The organism is Flavobacterium aquariorum, assembly GCF_003254745.1.
Classification (GTDB): Bacteria; Bacteroidota; Bacteroidia; order Flavobacteriales; family Flavobacteriaceae; genus Flavobacterium; species Flavobacterium aquariorum.
This window is the reverse complement of the sequence record NZ_QKXH01000001.1, coordinates 440676-456818: the sequence shown is the minus strand read 5'-3', so window position 1 is coordinate 456818 and position 16143 is coordinate 440676. Positions and strand designations below refer to the sequence as shown.

The window sequence follows — 16143 nt, the reverse complement described above, 5'->3', positions numbered from 1 at the left end:
CGATTATGGCTATAAAAAAAAGTAACACTCAGACAAAAGGCGTCGATAAAGATGTTAAATATTATTCCAGACAGTTTTGGAAAATTTATTTTTATGGATTGGGAATCATTGCTTTATTTTTCCTGTTTGCCTCATGGGGTTTATTTGGTTCCATGCCTTCATTTGAAGATTTGGAAAATCCGGATTCCAATCTTGCCACCGAAATCATCTCTTCTGATGGTGTCGTTTTGGGTAAATATTTCAAGCAAAACCGTTCTGCATTAAAATATTCTGATTTACCAAAAAACTTAGTTCAAGCCTTGATAGCTACTGAAGATGCCCGTTTTTACGAGCATTCCGGTATCGACGGAAGAGGAACCCTAAGGGCTATTGCCAGTTTGGGAACCAGCGGAGGAGCCAGTACCTTGACTCAGCAATTGGCCAAACAGTTATTTCACGGCGAAGGATCTAAGTTTTTGCCTTTCCGAATTGTACAAAAAGCCAAAGAGTGGATTATCGCTATTCGTTTGGAAAGACAATACACCAAAAACGAAATCATTGCCATGTATTGCAACGTATATGATTTTGGAAACTATTCCGTAGGGGTTAGTTCAGCTTCAAAAACCTACTTTTCAAAGGAGCCCAAAGATTTAACCATTGACGAATCGGCTATTTTAGTGGGTATGTTCAAAAATTCAGGACTTTACAACCCAGTAAAAAATCCGGTTGGTGTAAAAAACCGAAGAAATGTAGTGCTTTCGCAAATGGAAAAAGCAAATCTAATTACCGAAGACCAAAAACATCAATTGCAAAGTTTACCTATCACATTGCATTTCAAATTGGAAAGCCACAGAGAAGGAACTGCCACTTATTTTAGAGAATACCTTCGTGATTATATGAAGAAATGGGTGGAAGAAAACAAAAAACCAGATGGTTCCGATTACGATATTTACAAAGACGGTCTTAAAATTTACACCACTATCGATTCCAGAATGCAGGCTTATGCCGAAGAAGCAGTCGCTGCCCATATGGCCAATATGCAAGAAGAGTTTTTCGATCAAGCCAAAGGCAACAAAAATGCGCCTTTTGTAAACATTTCCGAAGCAGAAACCCAACGTATTTTGAATCAAGCCATGAAATCGTCTGGAAGATGGGCTGCGCTGAAAGAACAAGATAAAAGCGATGAGGAAATCATCAAAACCTTCAGCGAAAAAACAAAAATGACGGTCTTCACGTGGAAAGGAGAAAGAGACACTATAATGACGCCATTGGATTCTATCCGTTATTACAAACACTTTTTGCAGGCGGGTGTAATGTCTATGGAGCCTCAAACAGGTAATATTAAAGTTTGGGTTGGTGGTATCAATTACAAATATTTTCAATACGATCACGTAGGACAAGGAGCCAGACAAGTAGGTTCCACTTTCAAGCCGTTTGTTTACGCAACTGCAATCGAACAATTAAACATGTCTCCTTGCGACTCAATACTTGATGGCCCGTTTGTTATTCGCAAAGGACGTCACCATGTAACCGAAGATTGGGAACCGAGAAACTCCGACAATAATTACCGCGGAATGGTAACTTTAAAACAAGCTTTAGCCCATTCCATCAATACGGTATCGGCTAAGTTAATCGACAAAGTAGGTCCGGAAGCCGTCATTGAATTAACCCATAAATTAGGGGTTAAATCCGAAATCATCAATCAGCCGTCCATTGCTTTGGGCGCTGTGGAAATTACTGTAGAAGACATGGTGGCTGCCTTCAGCACATTTGCTAACCAAGGCGTTTATACCAAACCACAATTCTTATCCAAAATCGAGAATAAAAGCGGTGAAGTTATCTACGAACCTATCCCGGAATCCCATGATGTTTTGAACAAAGACATTGCATTTGCAGTAATTAAATTATTGGAAGGTGTAACCGAAACGGGATCTGGAGCCAGATTGAGAACTCAAAATGGTGGAAACGGTGATAAACGTTGGACAGGATATCCGTATATGTTTACCAATCCAATCGCGGGAAAAACGGGGACCTCACAAAATCAGTCGGATGGTTGGTTTATGGGAATGGTGCCCAACCTAGTAACAGGTGTCTGGGTAGGCTGCGAGGATCGTTCTGCACATTTCAAAACGCTAACCTATGGGCAAGGAGCTGCAACATCCTTACCTATTTGGGGATATTTCATGGAAAAATGTTATGCTGACAAAGGCTTAAACATATCCAAAGAAGATTTTGAAAGACCGAAAAATCTTTCTATCAAAGTAGATTGTTACACTCCACGAGCAGCAGTAGTAAAAGACTCTACTGCCACTCCTGAACAAGACACCGAAGAATTTTCATTATAAAAATAGGCTTTGATCCCAACAATGGATAATTTAAATTCAAATTGGGCGTGCCACCATAAAGAAAAGGGACCAATTCACTATACCGGTGATTCGGTCCCTTTTCTTTATGGTGTCGGGCCATCCGCGCTACTTCGGTAGCTTGCTTCTGTCCCTCACGCAAATCCTGCAAACCAACCTGTTTTATATTTATATTGACCATAAAATATTATCACATTTAATATGTTTTTTGAAGCCAAATTAATGCGATTATTTTATTAGATTTGCTTTATAAATTCGTTTTCTTCAATTGAGGTTCATTTTTCAATCCATTAAATAATAATACTTCACAGAAAACCGAAATGTTCAATTTTTAAAAACAAAAAACGAAATCGATATAGTTATAAAAGAATTATTATGATTAACAAAAAAGTAAATACCGTTCAAGAAGCGCTTCAAGGAATTGAAAACGGAATGACGCTTATGCTTGGTGGCTTCGGATTGTGCGGCATACCCGAAAACTCCATCGCCGAATTAGTACAAAAAGAAACCAAAAACCTAACCTGTATTTCAAATAATGCAGGAGTGGATGATTTTGGACTTGGTTTGCTTTTGCAAAAAAAACAAATCAAGAAAATGATTTCTTCCTACGTGGGTGAAAATGCTGAATTCGAACGTCAAATGCTTTCGGGAGAACTTGAAGTAGACCTGATCCCACAAGGAACATTGGCTGAAAGATGTCGTGCTGCTCAAGCAGGAATTCCAGCATTTTTTACTCCAGCAGGTTATGGAACCGAAGTGGCCGAGGGAAAAGAAGTTCGTGAATTCAATGGCAAAATGCACATTATGGAACACGCCTTCAAAGCTGACTTTGCAATAGTAAAAGCATGGAAAGGCGATACCGCAGGAAACCTCATCTTCAAAGGAACGGCCAGAAACTTCAATCCATGCATGTGTGGTGCTGCCAAAATCACCGTGGCCGAAGTAGAGGAATTGGTCGAAGCAGGAACATTGGATCCTAATCAAATTCACATCCCTGGGATTTTTGTGCAACGCATTTTCCAAGGAAAAAAGTATGAAAAAAGAATTGAACAACGTACTGTAAGAGTTAGAAATAATTAGATAATGAGATAATTTGTCAATTAGATAATTCGTAACGGTGCGTTTTGAAATTATCTAATTATCAAATTGCCTAATTGGCATATTAAAAAAATTTATATACAAAGCACATGGCATTAGATAAAATAGGAATTGCAAAACGAATTGCAAAAGAACTAAAAGACCGTTATTTCGTGAATCTAGGCATCGGAATACCCACTTTGGTGGCAAATTATATCCCGAAAGGAATTGACGTCGAATTTCAAAGCGAAAACGGCGTTCTGGGCATGGGACCTTTCCCTTTTGAGGGCGAAGAAGATGCCGACATCATTAATGCTGGAAAACAAACCATCACCACCTTGCCTGGCGCCTCTTTTTTTGACTCCGCCACCAGTTTCGGGATGATCCGTGGACAACATGTCGATCTGACTATTCTGGGTGCCATGGAAGTCTCAGAAAAAGGAGACATTGCTAACTGGAAAATTCCCGGGAAAATGGTCAAAGGAATGGGAGGGGCTATGGATCTGGTTGCTTCTGCCGAGAATATTATCGTGGCAATGATGCATGTCAACAAAGCTGGAGAATCCAAAATATTAAAAAAATGCACCTTGCCATTAACAGGTGTGGGCTGCGTGAAAAAAGTAGTCACTGAATTGGCGGTTTTAGAAATCACGCCAAAAGGTTTTAAACTATTGGAAAGAGCACCGGGAGTGACAGTAGAACAAATAATAGCATCCACAGAAGCCGATTTAATCATCGAAGGTGAAATTCCGGAAATGACAATTGATTAAAACTTCATCTGATTAAAAAAAACAATTCTTACGAGTTGTTTTTTTTTTACCAAAAACTTAAAAAATCAAAAAATGCTTTAACTAGCTAACACTTAAATGATTTTTTTATTTTTACAAACATGAATTAACATATAATTTGTAATCCTTTTATTTTTTTTCTATATTTGTTAGGAACAAACAAAACATAGAAATTATGAAAAATTACAGTTTTTTACTAATCACTTTTTTATTTTCAGCAGGTATGATGGCTCAAGATAGAGGATCAGTTGTGCTAGATGTTTACGGTAGTTACGTTTTTTCGGATAGAATCGAGTTTGATTATGGTCATGCCACAATAGGTGATGGCTTTGAATATGGTGTGGGTTTTGAATTTTTTCCTCAAAAATCTTCATCTGTCGAATTAAAATACTTAAGACTGGACGCTTCAATGCCCGCATATAGTGATCTTCCTGGAGGTGGCCAAATTAACAACAATGGAAGTAATAATGGAGCTATTAACTACATTCTTCTAGGAGGGAATCATTATTTTGATCATGGTGGTAATGCAGTTCCTTACTTAGGCGGTGGAATTGGTGTCGGAATTTTAGAAACGCCAAGTTCAGGAAGCGAAACTAATTTTGCTTGGGAAATTAAAGGAGGGGTGAAAATAAAAACTCCTTCTGTTGTATCAATTAGCCTTCAAGCTTCTCTTCAATCAATGGTTATACATACCGGTAGCGATACCTATTGGGGCTATTGGGGACCTGTTGCAGTTTCTACCTATACTAATTCTTTCCAATTTGGATTGGGAGCTATCATAGGTTTCAACTTTAAATAAGAGAAAAAAAATACTTATGAAAGCAACTCAACTGAGTTGCTTTTTTTATGTCAAAAAAAAACCAAACTCGACATAAAAGACTACGTTTATTTACGTAAAAATCTAATAATCAGTAAAATAATTAAAAACATTCCTTCAAATTTCAAAAAAATTCCTAAATTTGATTACCCCATTTTTCACAACGGATTATTCATTATTTAATAATAAATTCTATGAAAAATACACTACTTCAAAAGGGTATCATTTTAATCATTTTTTTCTTTTCCACATTCACACTATTTTCTCAAGAAGGAGATAAAAATGTTTTAAAAAAAATCACCAACGAAAAAGGCATTCCCACATTGATAACGTTTACAAGTAAATCAACTTATAAAATAAGTGATTACCAACAAATTTTCAAAGATCAATTGGGTTTAAAAGGCAATTCGAATTTTTCAAAAATCAAATCTGAAATTGACAAATTGGGCGTTTCCCATGAAAAATTTCAATTATTCCATAACGGTATCAAAGTAGAGTTCGCTACATACACTTTACATTCGGCAGGAGGCAAATTAAGTTCGATGAATGGTGAATTCTATAAAACCGATTTATTGAACGCCATTCCTACTTTATCGCAGGACCAAGCGTTTGCGAAAGCCCTGCAACAAATAGGAGCTCAAACCTACCTCTGGGAAATTCCAGAAGACGCCAAAATGTTCAACTATAAAAAACCAGTTGGCGAATTGGTTTGGCTTCCAATTTTGGACGGAGACAATTCCAATGCAAAAGACACTCCTTTGCGATTAGCTTATAAATTTGATATTTACGCCACAAAACCTGTAAGTCGTGGCGATATTTATATTGATGCCATAACGGGAGAAACCTTATTTTATAATGCCACCATCAAACACCTTGGCGAATACAGTCATGGAAAAGCGGAAGCAACTTCTGGAAACCAGAACAAAATTGTAGTAGCTACCAATGCAGATACCCGTTACTCCGGCGCACAAACTATTCAAACTACTTTAAGCGGGGCAAATTATATCCTAGCAGATGCCACAAGAGGAAATGGGATTAACACTTTCAATATGAAAAAGGGCACCAATTATAGCGCTGCCGTAAACTTCACCGATGCAGACAACAATTGGACCACAGCCGAATATAATAACGCCAACAAAGACAACGGAGCTTTGGATGCGCATTGGGGAGCCGAGAAAACCTACGATTATTGGTCAACCGTACATGGCCGAAATAGTTATGATAATGCCGGCGCGACGATCAAGAGTTATGTTCACTATGATGTGGCTTATGATAATGCCTTTTGGGACGGATCAGTAATGACTTATGGAGACGGCAGCGGAACCAATTTTGACATCCTGACGGCATTGGATGTTGCCGGACATGAAATTGGGCATGCCGTCTGCGAAAAAACAGCCAATTTAACTTATCAAAAAGAATCAGGCGCAATGAACGAAGCACTATCAGATATTTGGGGTGCCTGTATCGAATATTTTGCGGCTCCTACCAAATCAACTTGGCTTATAGGCGAAGATATTGAAAGAAGATCTGGGCATTTGTCATTACGCTCCATGAGTAATCCAAAAGCAGAGGGACAACCCGATACATATGGCGGAACCAATTGGAAAAATCCAAATTGTGGTTTCCCTTTTAGCTTTAATGATTATTGTGGGGTTCATACCAATAGCGGGGTTTTAAATCATTGGTTTTATATATTGTCTGTGGGAAAATCGGGAACAAATGACAAAGGCAAGAGCTATTCGGTAACAGGAATTACTATTGAAAAAGCTGCCAAAATAACCTTTAGGCTTGAAAGTATTTACCTAACGGCCAATTCAACTTATGCCAATGCCAGAACCTACGGAATTCAATCGGCAACCGATTTATATGGAGCCGGATCAGCAGAAGTAATCGCTACAACAAATGCTTTTTATGCAGTAGGTGTTGGCGATGCATACGCGGGCCCAACTGACACAACTGCACCATCTGCACCAACCGGTTTAACCGCTTCGGGAACTACAGATACAACGACAAATTTGTCATGGACAGCAGCTACCGATAATGTAGCCGTAACAGGATACAATGTCTATAACGGTGTTAACTTAATAACAACTGTTACAGGAACAACTTACAACATGACAGGGTTGACAGCATCTACCGCTTACACTTTTACCGTAAAAGCAAAAGATGCAGCTGGCAATTTATCTGCTGTTAGCAATGACGCCTCCATAACTACCTTACCTACTCCAGCCGACACAATAGTTCCAACTTCACCAACCAATTTAACAGCCTCAGGAACTACAGACATATCAACCAATTTATCTTGGACAGCTTCTACAGACAACGTTGCCGTTACGGGTTACGATGTTTATAATGGAGTCACACTTATCACAACAGTTACAGGAACAACTTATACAGTAACTGGATTAAGTCCGAGCACGGCCTATACCTTCACGGTGAGAGCCAAAGATGCAGCAACTAATTTATCGGACCCCAGTAATGAAGCCAATATTACCACATTGGCAACAGACACGATACCTCCAACTGAACCAACTACATTGACTGCCAGCGCAACTACAGCCACAAGCACCAATTTATCTTGGACAGCAGCAACCGATAATGTTGCCGTAACAGGCTATAACATCTATAACGGTGTTACTATGGTGAATACCGTTACCGGAACTAGCTATACTCTAACTGGATTAAGCCCAAGCACAGCCTATACTTTTACGGTTAAAGCGAAGGATGCAAAAGACAATTTATCTGGAGCAAGTAATTCGGTATCGGTAACAACGTTGGCAAATAACATAAACTATTGTGTGTCCAAAGGAACAAATGTTACATCTGAATATATCGATTATGTAGGCATTGGAGGAATAGCCAATACAACAGCCGCTAATGGCGGTTATGGCAATTTCACAAATCAAACAGGAAATTTGTCTTATGGATCGAATACAATCGTATTGAGTGTCGGATATAAATCATACAAATACAAAGAATATTGGGGTGTTTGGATCGATTTCAATCAAAATGGAACTTTCGAAAGTTCAGAAAAAGTAGTTTCAACATCAACAAATATTGCTACCAATAATTCGTACTCTTTTTCTGTTCCAGCATCTGCTTTAACTGGCGCTACAAGAATGCGGGTTTCCTTAAAAAGAACATCTGCATCAACAGCCTGTGAATCTATATATTATGGTGAAGTGGAAGATTATACCGTAAATATTGGCGCAAGCACCATTGTTGCTTTTGCGAATCCATTTGCAAACACTTCTGATGGCAATACCAATACTGACCTATACTATATTTTTCCGAACCCCACTAATTCTATTTTAAACATTACCAATCCCGAAAATAAAGGATTTACGTATCGAATAATAACATCATCTGGTATCCAAATAGCTACAGGAAAAACAGTTGAGAATAATATTAATACCAACTATTTAAGTCCAGGAGTTTATATATTGGAACTCAATGACGGAAATCAAAAATTTACCAAAACGTTTATTAAAAAGTAACTTTCCAATAAAACAGCCAAATTAATGATACAGTAGAGACTAAGAAACTAACCAATGTGCTAAGTAACTAAGTCTCTATTGTTTTCAGCGAAAAGAACTTTGTAAATGCAAATTTATTTTAAAACAAAAAAGACCGCCATAATCGACGGTCTTTTACAATCTCAATTCATTTCTATTCTATAGATTCTCAAAGAAATCATTCCCTTTATCATCGGTGATAATAAACGCTGGGAAATCTTTAATCGTGATTTTACGAACGGCTTCCATGCCCAGTTCCTCAAAATCAACTACCTCAACAGAAAGTATATTTTCTTTTGCTAAGATGGCCGCCGGACCTCCGATGGAACCCAAATAAAATCCACCATAAGTTTTACAGGCATTCATAACCTCTTTGGTTCTGTTTCCTTTGGCAAGCATTACCATACTTCCACCATTCTTTTGGAATTCTTCCACATAAACGTCCATTCTACCGGCAGTCGTTGGACCAAAACTTCCCGAAGCCATCCCTTCCGGTGTTTTGGCAGGTCCTGCGTAATAAATTGGGTGGTTTTTAAAGTATTCTGGCATTGGTTTACCGGCATCCAATAATTCTTTGATTTTGGCATGTGCAATATCACGAGCCACAATCAATGTACCGTTTAGTTTCAAACGCGTTTTGATTGGATATTGTGATAATTTTTTAAGAATATCATCCATTGGTTGATTCAAATCAATATCAACAGCTGCTTCCAAATGTGGTGGCGTTTCTGGCAACAAACGTTTTGGATTCACTTCCAATTGTTCTACAAAAACACCGTCTTTGGTAATTTTTCCTTTGATATTTCTATCGGCTGAGCAGGAAACTCCCAATCCAACCGGACAAGAAGCCGCGTGGCGTGGCAAACGGATTACTCGAACATCATGCGTGAAATATTTCCCTCCAAATTGCGCTCCAATATGACTTTCCTGGCAAATTAATTGTACTCTTTTTTCCCATTCCAAATCACGGAAAGCCTGACCAGCCATGTTTCCAGTTGTTGGCAAATTATCAAAATAACCCGCAGATGCTTTTTTAACAGCTGCTAAATTCGCTTCCGCAGAAGTCCCTCCGATCACTAAAGCCAAATGATACGGCGGACAAGCCGAAGTTCCCAAGTCCATTATTTTGGCACGAATGAAAGCATCTAAAGATTTTTCATTCAACAACGATTTTGTTTGTTGGTATAAATAGGTTTTGTTCGCAGAACCGCCTCCTTTTGCCAAAAACAAGAATTCATAAGAAGCACCCTTTTTGGCATAAATATCTATCTGAGCAGGAAGATTCGAACCGGAGTTTTTTTCCTCAAACATACTGATAGGCACAATTTGGGAATAACGAAGATTCCTTTCCTGATAGGTGTTAAAAATCCCTTTTGAAAGCCATTCGGCATCATCGACACCTGTGTATACGTTTTCTCCTTTTTTGGCCATTACAATCGCTGTTCCGGTGTCTTGGCACGAAGGCAATTCCCCATCGATTGCCACAACCGCATTCTGCAATAAATTATAAGCCACAAATCGGTCGTTGTCTGTCGCTTCGGGATCATCAAGAATGGCTCTTAGTTTTTCCAAATGCGAAGTGCGTAACATAAAAGAAACATCCTTCAAAGCTTCTTGTGCCAATAGTTCCAATCCTTTTGGATCAATAGTTAAGATTTCTCTATCGCCTAGCTTTTCTGTTTTTACAAAATCAGAAGTGATTTTACGGTATTGGGTATCGTCTTTTAAAATTGGATAAGGATCCTGGTATATAAAGTCCATAATTTGATTATTTTTTAAGAACGCCAAATATAAGAATTGTTCAAGGAATCATAACTGATTTATATCAGCTTCGTAATTAAATTATTCCAAAGTATAAATAATTCATTACTAACAGTCCTTTGTAAATTATGAAATGACTTTATAACCCGAAATTTAAATTTTTGTTCTGTTTTAACTCCCTTTTTTAATCATTAGCTCAAGAATCAATTCATTATTTCATAGAAAACCAAATCTCAATTTACACTCCATTATCAAAAAACAGAACCAAATAATCAGGTATTTATACGTATTTGTGATTGTTTCATAACAAATACATTTACAATTGTTATAAAATTAACAATTTAATAATTAACCAAACTAACCAAAATGAAAAGAAAATTACAAAAAATCATTGCATTAACAGTCGTTACTTCAATGTTCTCTTTGTCAGCGTTTTCACAAAAAACAGACAAACGCATCAGTCAAAAAAATTTATCTGAAAATGGATCTCCTAGTTTAATCAGCTTTAATGAAAAATCGGATTATAAAAGATCAGATTATAAAAAAGCGCTTAAAGAACAATTGAATTTAGATGAAACTCAATCGTATTCAAGAATCAAAACGGAATCCGACAGAGATGGATTTACACACGAAAAATTCCAATTATACCATCAAGGAATTAAAGTAGAATTTGCCACATACAGCCTTCATTCAAAAAATGAAAAATTAGCTTCCATGAGTGGCGAGTATTATACTATAAAAAAAGTAAACACGAAACCTTCTTTATCCCCAGAAGCAGCTTTTGAAAAAGCATTGCTTCAAATAGGCGCTAAAACTTACTTATGGGAAAATCAAGCAGATGCAGCAGCAATGAACTATACAAAACCAAAAGGAGAGCTCGTTTTATTGCCCTCTATGGAAGATCAAGGTCAAAAAAGAACAAAAGACAATGTTCGTTTAGCTTACAAGTTTGACATTTATGCTACAAATCCAATAAGCCGTGGTGATATTTACATCGATGCAAATACAGGACAAACTTTGTTTTATAACACTACTATCAAACACTTAGGCGAATACAGTCACGGAAAATCTGGGACCTCAACAGAAAAAAATGTGAAGCTAAATGATAATTCAAATATCGCCATGGTTGCAGCAAATGCCGCAACCCGTTATAGCGGAACACAAACTATACAAACTACATTAAGCGGTTCATCATATATATTATCGGATGCAACCCGAGGGAATGGTGTTCAAACCTATAATTCAGCCAGAACAGCCACATATCCAACAACAAATTTTACAGATGCTGATAATAACTGGACTGCAACTGAATTTAACAACACCAATAAGGACAATGGGGCATTAGACGCTCATTGGGGAGCCGAAATGACTTATGATTATTGGTCAACTGTGCATGGAAGAAATAGTTATGACAATGCTGGCGCAAAAATTAAAAGTTATGTACACTATAATTTAATAGCTGCAGGTTACCCCGATAACAACAATGCTTTTTGGAACGGTAGCGTAATGACCTACGGTGATGGTAGCGGAACAGGGGGATTTGATATTTTGACTGCAATGGATGTTGCAGGACATGAAATAGGACACGCAGTTTGTACCTATACTGCAAATCTAGCTTATCAAAAAGAATCAGGGGCCATGAATGAAGCCTTCTCCGATATTTGGGGAGCATGTATTGAATATCGAGCTGCGCCAACAAAATCTACTTGGCTTATAGGTGAGGATATAGAGAGACGAACAGGACATTTATCTTTACGTTCGATGAGTAATCCAAAAACGGAGGGGCAACCGGATACCTATGGAGGTACCAATTGGTACAATATAAATTGCACTCCATCAAGTTCGAATGATCAATGTGGAGTACATAGAAATTCTGGTGTTCTAAATCATTGGTTTTATATTTTATCACTTGGTAAATCTGGCACGAATGATATTGGCAGTTCCTATAACGTAACAGGAATTACAATAGATAAAGCAGCAAAAATAGCCTATCGCTTGGAAAGTGTTTATTTATCAGCAAACTCTACTTATGCCAACGCCCGAACTTATGGAATCCAGGCTGCAACTGACCTATATGGAGCAGGCTCTGCAGAGGTAATAGCTACTACAAATGCATTTTATGCAGTGGGAGTTGGAGCAGCTTATTCTGGTTCTTCTGACACAACAGCTCCTACAGCACCAACAAATTTAGCGGCAGCAGGAACTACTTCAACTACAACAAATTTGTCTTGGACAGCCGCTACCGATAATGTTGCTGTTACTGGATATAATGTTTATAACGGGACTACTTTAGTAACTACTGTTACTGGGCTAACATATACCGTTACTGGGTTAACAGCTAGCACAGCTTATACATTTACAGTAAAGGCTAAAGATGCTGCTGGAAATTTATCGCCAGACAGTAATGCAGTCTCTATAACAACAGGAGCAGCAACTGCAACTTATTGTGCCTCAAAAGGGAATAGTGTAACAGATGAATATATCGGAAAAGTACAATTAGGCACTATCAATAATACGTCCACAGGAGGTACAGGGTATAGTGACTTTACTTCTATCTCGACCAATTTAACAAAAGGTAGTGCTTCTACTATCACAATTACACCAACCTGGACTGGAACTGCTTATGCGGAAGGTTATGCTGTTTGGATCGATTTAAACGACGATAAGGATTTTGCAGACGCAGGAGAATTAGTATGGAGCAAAGCCGCTTCTACTACAACACCAGCGACTGGTTCTTTTACAGTCCCAACTTCTGCGACCGCCAGCACAACTAGAATGAGAGTATCAATGAAATACAATGGTATACCAACTTCCTGCGAAGCAATCTCATATGGAGAGGTTGAAGATTATACTGTTACCCTTGTTACAGGAACAGCCGATACTCAGGCGCCAACAGCACCTACAAACCTTGCTGCTTCTGGAACTGCATCAACAACAACAAATCTATCTTGGACAGCTGCTACAGACAATGTAGGCGTAACAGGATATGACGTATATCAAGGAACAGTTTTAAAATCTACCGTTACAGGAACTACATATGCAGTTACAGGCTTGACAGCAAGTACAGCTTATACTTTTTATGTAGTGGCAAAAGATGCTGCAGGAAATGTTTCTGCATCCAGTAATGTAGCAAATGTAACCACAACAGGAACTGCAATTACTTATTGCACTTCTAAAGGAAACAGTGTCGCCGATGAATTTATAGACAATGTTGCCATTGGTGGTATTGCAAATACAACAGTCGGAAATGCAGGTTATGGAGATTTCACAAACTTGACTGGTAATCTCCCTTATGGCTCAAATACAATAGTTTTAAGTGTCGGATTTTCAGGTTCAGCTTATACAGAATATTGGAGAGTTTGGATTGATTTCAATAAAAATGGAAGTTTCGAAACTTCAGAACAAATGGTAGCGGGATCATCCTCTCTTAGCACCAATCTATCCTACACTTTTACAGTTCCAACAACCGCTTTGGCAGGAACGACGAGAATGAGGGTTTCTATGAAATACAATGCCGCTTCAACGGCCTGTGAAACTTTCTCTTATGGTGAAGTAGAAGATTATACAGTGAATATTGGCGGTACAACAATCACAGGATTGACAGCTAATACTTCCACAAGTGAATTGGGTGATGAAAATAATATATTTGATTGTTCAATTTATCCAAACCCAACTAGCAATTCCATAAACATAAAAATGGGAGACAGTAGAAAAACTTCATACAGAATTCTTAATTACCTAGGACAACAAGTTGATGCAGGAAAACTATCTGAAAATGACATCAACGTAAGTAAATTAAGTACCGGAACTTATTTTGTCGAGGTAAATGATGGTCAAAAAACAATGACTAAAATATTGATTAAGAAATAATTTTTCTTTTAGACAAACGAAAAGCCTCACAGAAATGTGAGGCTTTTATATTAATGTCTTGGATTAAAACCTAAAACTCTAACTGAACTAAATAGATTTAACTTAATAAACTTGTAACTAAGAATAAAATAAGCAAACCTATGGCGATGTATTTTGTGTATTTTGACATTTTTTAATTTATTTATTGAGTTGAATCCAAAAGAATGAAAAATAAATTAAAACTCCTAAAAATTATTATTATATTCCAATATTTTCATTTTCTCCTTGAGCAAATTTTTTAACAGATTTTTCGCTTCCCAAACAAATTTACTTGACAATATTTCCAACTTATAAAAAGATTAAAAAAACCAGCTCGCCACAAAAATGGCTGTAATCACACAAATCACATCAACCAAAAGCATTGTTCCTAAAGCGTAACGGGTATTTTTGATATTTACCGAACCAAAGTAAACCGCAATCACATAAAAAGTACTCTCGGCACTGCACTGAAAAATACTGCTTAACCTTCCCGTCATGGAATCGGCACCAAAAGTATTCATCGAATCAATCAAAAACCCTCTTGATCCAGCAGAACTAAACGGTCTAAGCAAGGCTACCGGCAAAGCATCGGTAATTTCCTTGCTTACTCCCATATTGGAAAAAGCAAAAGCAATCCAATTACTGATAATTTCAAACAAGCCACTGTTTCTAAATAACGAAATAGCAACTAACATCCCTAAAACATAAGGAAAAATGGTAACTCCAGTTTTAACTCCATTATTGGCTCCTGACACAAAGGCTTCAAAAACTGTGGTTTTTGCCTCGACAAATTTCTTCTCTTTAATAAATGAAAATATCAAAGTAAAAGCAATAATCCCCACCAATATCAAAGCCGAAAGATTAGAGGTAAAATAATTTTTACCGATTAAATCCAAATGATTTACATACATCAATAACCCAACTATGGCAGCTATTAACCCCATCAAAGCCACAACCAAAGATGCGCTCTTGAAATTTATTTTTTGCCTGATTCCAACAATTAAAAAAGCAGCTATTGTACCAATAAAAGAAGTGATAATGCAAGGCAACATAACATCGGCTGGATTTGTTGCATTAGCAGCAGCACGATAGCCAATAATAGAAGTTGCAATTAATGTTAGGCCCGAAGCATGCAGGCACATAAACATAATTTGAGCATCACTCGCTTTGTCTTTTTCGGGGTTTATTTCTTGTAAACTTTCCATGGCTTTTAATCCAAATGGTGTCGCTGCAGAATCCAATCCCAAGAAATTGGCGGCAAAGTTTAAGGTCATGTATGAAATAGATGGATGATCTTTTGGTATACTCGGGAACACCTTTACAAATACTGGGCTCAACAATTTAGCCAATTTTCCGGATGCTCCAGAAATGATTAAAAGCTCCATCAATCCGCAGAAAAATGCCAAATAGGCCATAAGGGGTAAAATCAAATCAAGCAAAGTACTTTTACATGTTGGCAATAAACCATCCGATTTTTGAACACCGCTGTAGATTTTTACGGTTTTATTTTTATAAACATAAGTCGTGTCGGCATTTAGCGTATCACGATTGATAATCATGGCTTGATCCGTTGCTTTCTTGATACTGTCTTTGATAAAAGCAGGAACTTGTTCGATATATTTTTCAGAAATTAAAACTGGGTCGTCTTTTTTTCCATTCAAAACATAATCAATGGTATATGTATTGGCAGAAAACAAACTGACAACAATAAAAACAATCGATGAAATAAAAATGACTAACCAGAATCTACTTAATACCATAATTTATAATTTTTGTAAATGTAAATATTTAACCGCAAAGTTCACAAAGGTTTTCACACTGGGTACAATGAAAAAACACAAACTATAAAATCGGTATTCGGTTATTGATTTTTAAGCAGAAAGATTTGCTTCGCCTGTTCGCTATCGCTCGGGTGGCTTTTTTAGCCGGCATGGGTCCCGCTATTCGTTACAATC

General features: G+C 37.5%; 8 protein-coding genes. 6 read left to right on the top strand and 2 right to left on the bottom strand.

Going from position 1 to position 16143, the window contains the following annotated elements; all coding sequences use genetic code 11:
- Positions 1-5 precede the first annotated feature (5 nt).
- The 5 genes from DOS84_RS02020 to DOS84_RS01995 all read left to right on the top strand — a co-directional run bounded on the left by DOS84_RS02020 (position 6) and on the right by DOS84_RS01995 (position 8521).
- Positions 6-2324 (top strand): penicillin-binding protein 1A, encoded by a 2319-nt coding sequence (locus DOS84_RS02020; RefSeq protein WP_111408431.1) that lies wholly within the window; start codon positions 6-8, stop codon positions 2322-2324.
- A 393-nt stretch (positions 2325-2717) separates the two neighbouring features.
- Positions 2718-3422, top strand: coding sequence for a CoA transferase subunit A (locus DOS84_RS02010; protein ID WP_111408429.1), 705 nt, complete (start codon positions 2718-2720; stop codon positions 3420-3422).
- A 107-nt stretch (positions 3423-3529) separates the two neighbouring features.
- Positions 3530-4189 carry a CoA transferase subunit B gene (locus DOS84_RS02005; RefSeq protein ID WP_111408428.1) on the top strand — a complete coding sequence of 220 codons (660 nt, stop codon included), beginning with the start codon at positions 3530-3532 and terminating at the stop codon, positions 4187-4189.
- Positions 4190-4382: 193 nt separating this feature from the next.
- Entirely contained in the window at positions 4383-5006 is a 624-nt protein-coding gene (locus DOS84_RS02000; RefSeq protein WP_111408427.1) for a hypothetical protein, read from the top strand.
- Positions 5007-5218: 212 nt separating this feature from the next.
- Positions 5219-8521 (top strand): M4 family metallopeptidase, encoded by a 3303-nt coding sequence (locus tag DOS84_RS01995; RefSeq protein ID WP_111408426.1) that lies wholly within the window; start codon positions 5219-5221, stop codon positions 8519-8521.
- Between the two features lie 177 nt (positions 8522-8698).
- Here the strand turns inward: DOS84_RS01995 and DOS84_RS01990 are convergent, their stop codons facing one another.
- Positions 8699-10300 (bottom strand): fumarate hydratase, encoded by a 1602-nt coding sequence (locus DOS84_RS01990; protein WP_111408425.1) that lies wholly within the window; start codon positions 10298-10300, stop codon positions 8699-8701.
- 366 nt (positions 10301-10666) lie between these two features.
- Between DOS84_RS01990 and DOS84_RS01985 the strand changes: the two genes are divergently transcribed.
- Positions 10667-14170 carry a M4 family metallopeptidase gene (locus tag DOS84_RS01985; RefSeq protein WP_111408424.1) on the top strand — a complete coding sequence of 1168 codons (3504 nt, stop codon included), beginning with the start codon at positions 10667-10669 and terminating at the stop codon, positions 14168-14170.
- 338 nt (positions 14171-14508) lie between these two features.
- Here DOS84_RS01985 and DOS84_RS01980 read toward each other — a convergent pair whose 3' ends face one another.
- Entirely contained in the window at positions 14509-15948 is a 1440-nt protein-coding gene (locus DOS84_RS01980) for a nucleoside recognition domain-containing protein (protein ID WP_111408423.1), read from the bottom strand.
- Between the last annotated feature and the right edge of the window lie 195 nt (positions 15949-16143).

Coding starts and splice junctions, on each gene's coding strand:
- DOS84_RS02020 (WP_111408431.1), top strand. CDS start 6: ATGGCTATAAAAAAAAGTAACACTCAGACAAAAGGCGTCGATAAAGAT.
- DOS84_RS02010 (WP_111408429.1), top strand. CDS start 2,718: ATGATTAACAAAAAAGTAAATACCGTTCAAGAAGCGCTTCAAGGAATT.
- DOS84_RS02005 (WP_111408428.1), top strand. CDS start 3,530: ATGGCATTAGATAAAATAGGAATTGCAAAACGAATTGCAAAAGAACTA.
- DOS84_RS02000 (WP_111408427.1), top strand. CDS start 4,383: ATGAAAAATTACAGTTTTTTACTAATCACTTTTTTATTTTCAGCAGGT.
- DOS84_RS01995 (WP_111408426.1), top strand. CDS start 5,219: ATGAAAAATACACTACTTCAAAAGGGTATCATTTTAATCATTTTTTTC.
- DOS84_RS01990 (WP_111408425.1), bottom strand. CDS start 10,300: ATGGACTTTATATACCAGGATCCTTATCCAATTTTAAAAGACGATACC.
- DOS84_RS01985 (WP_111408424.1), top strand. CDS start 10,667: ATGAAAAGAAAATTACAAAAAATCATTGCATTAACAGTCGTTACTTCA.
- DOS84_RS01980 (WP_111408423.1), bottom strand. CDS start 15,948: ATGGTATTAAGTAGATTCTGGTTAGTCATTTTTATTTCATCGATTGTT.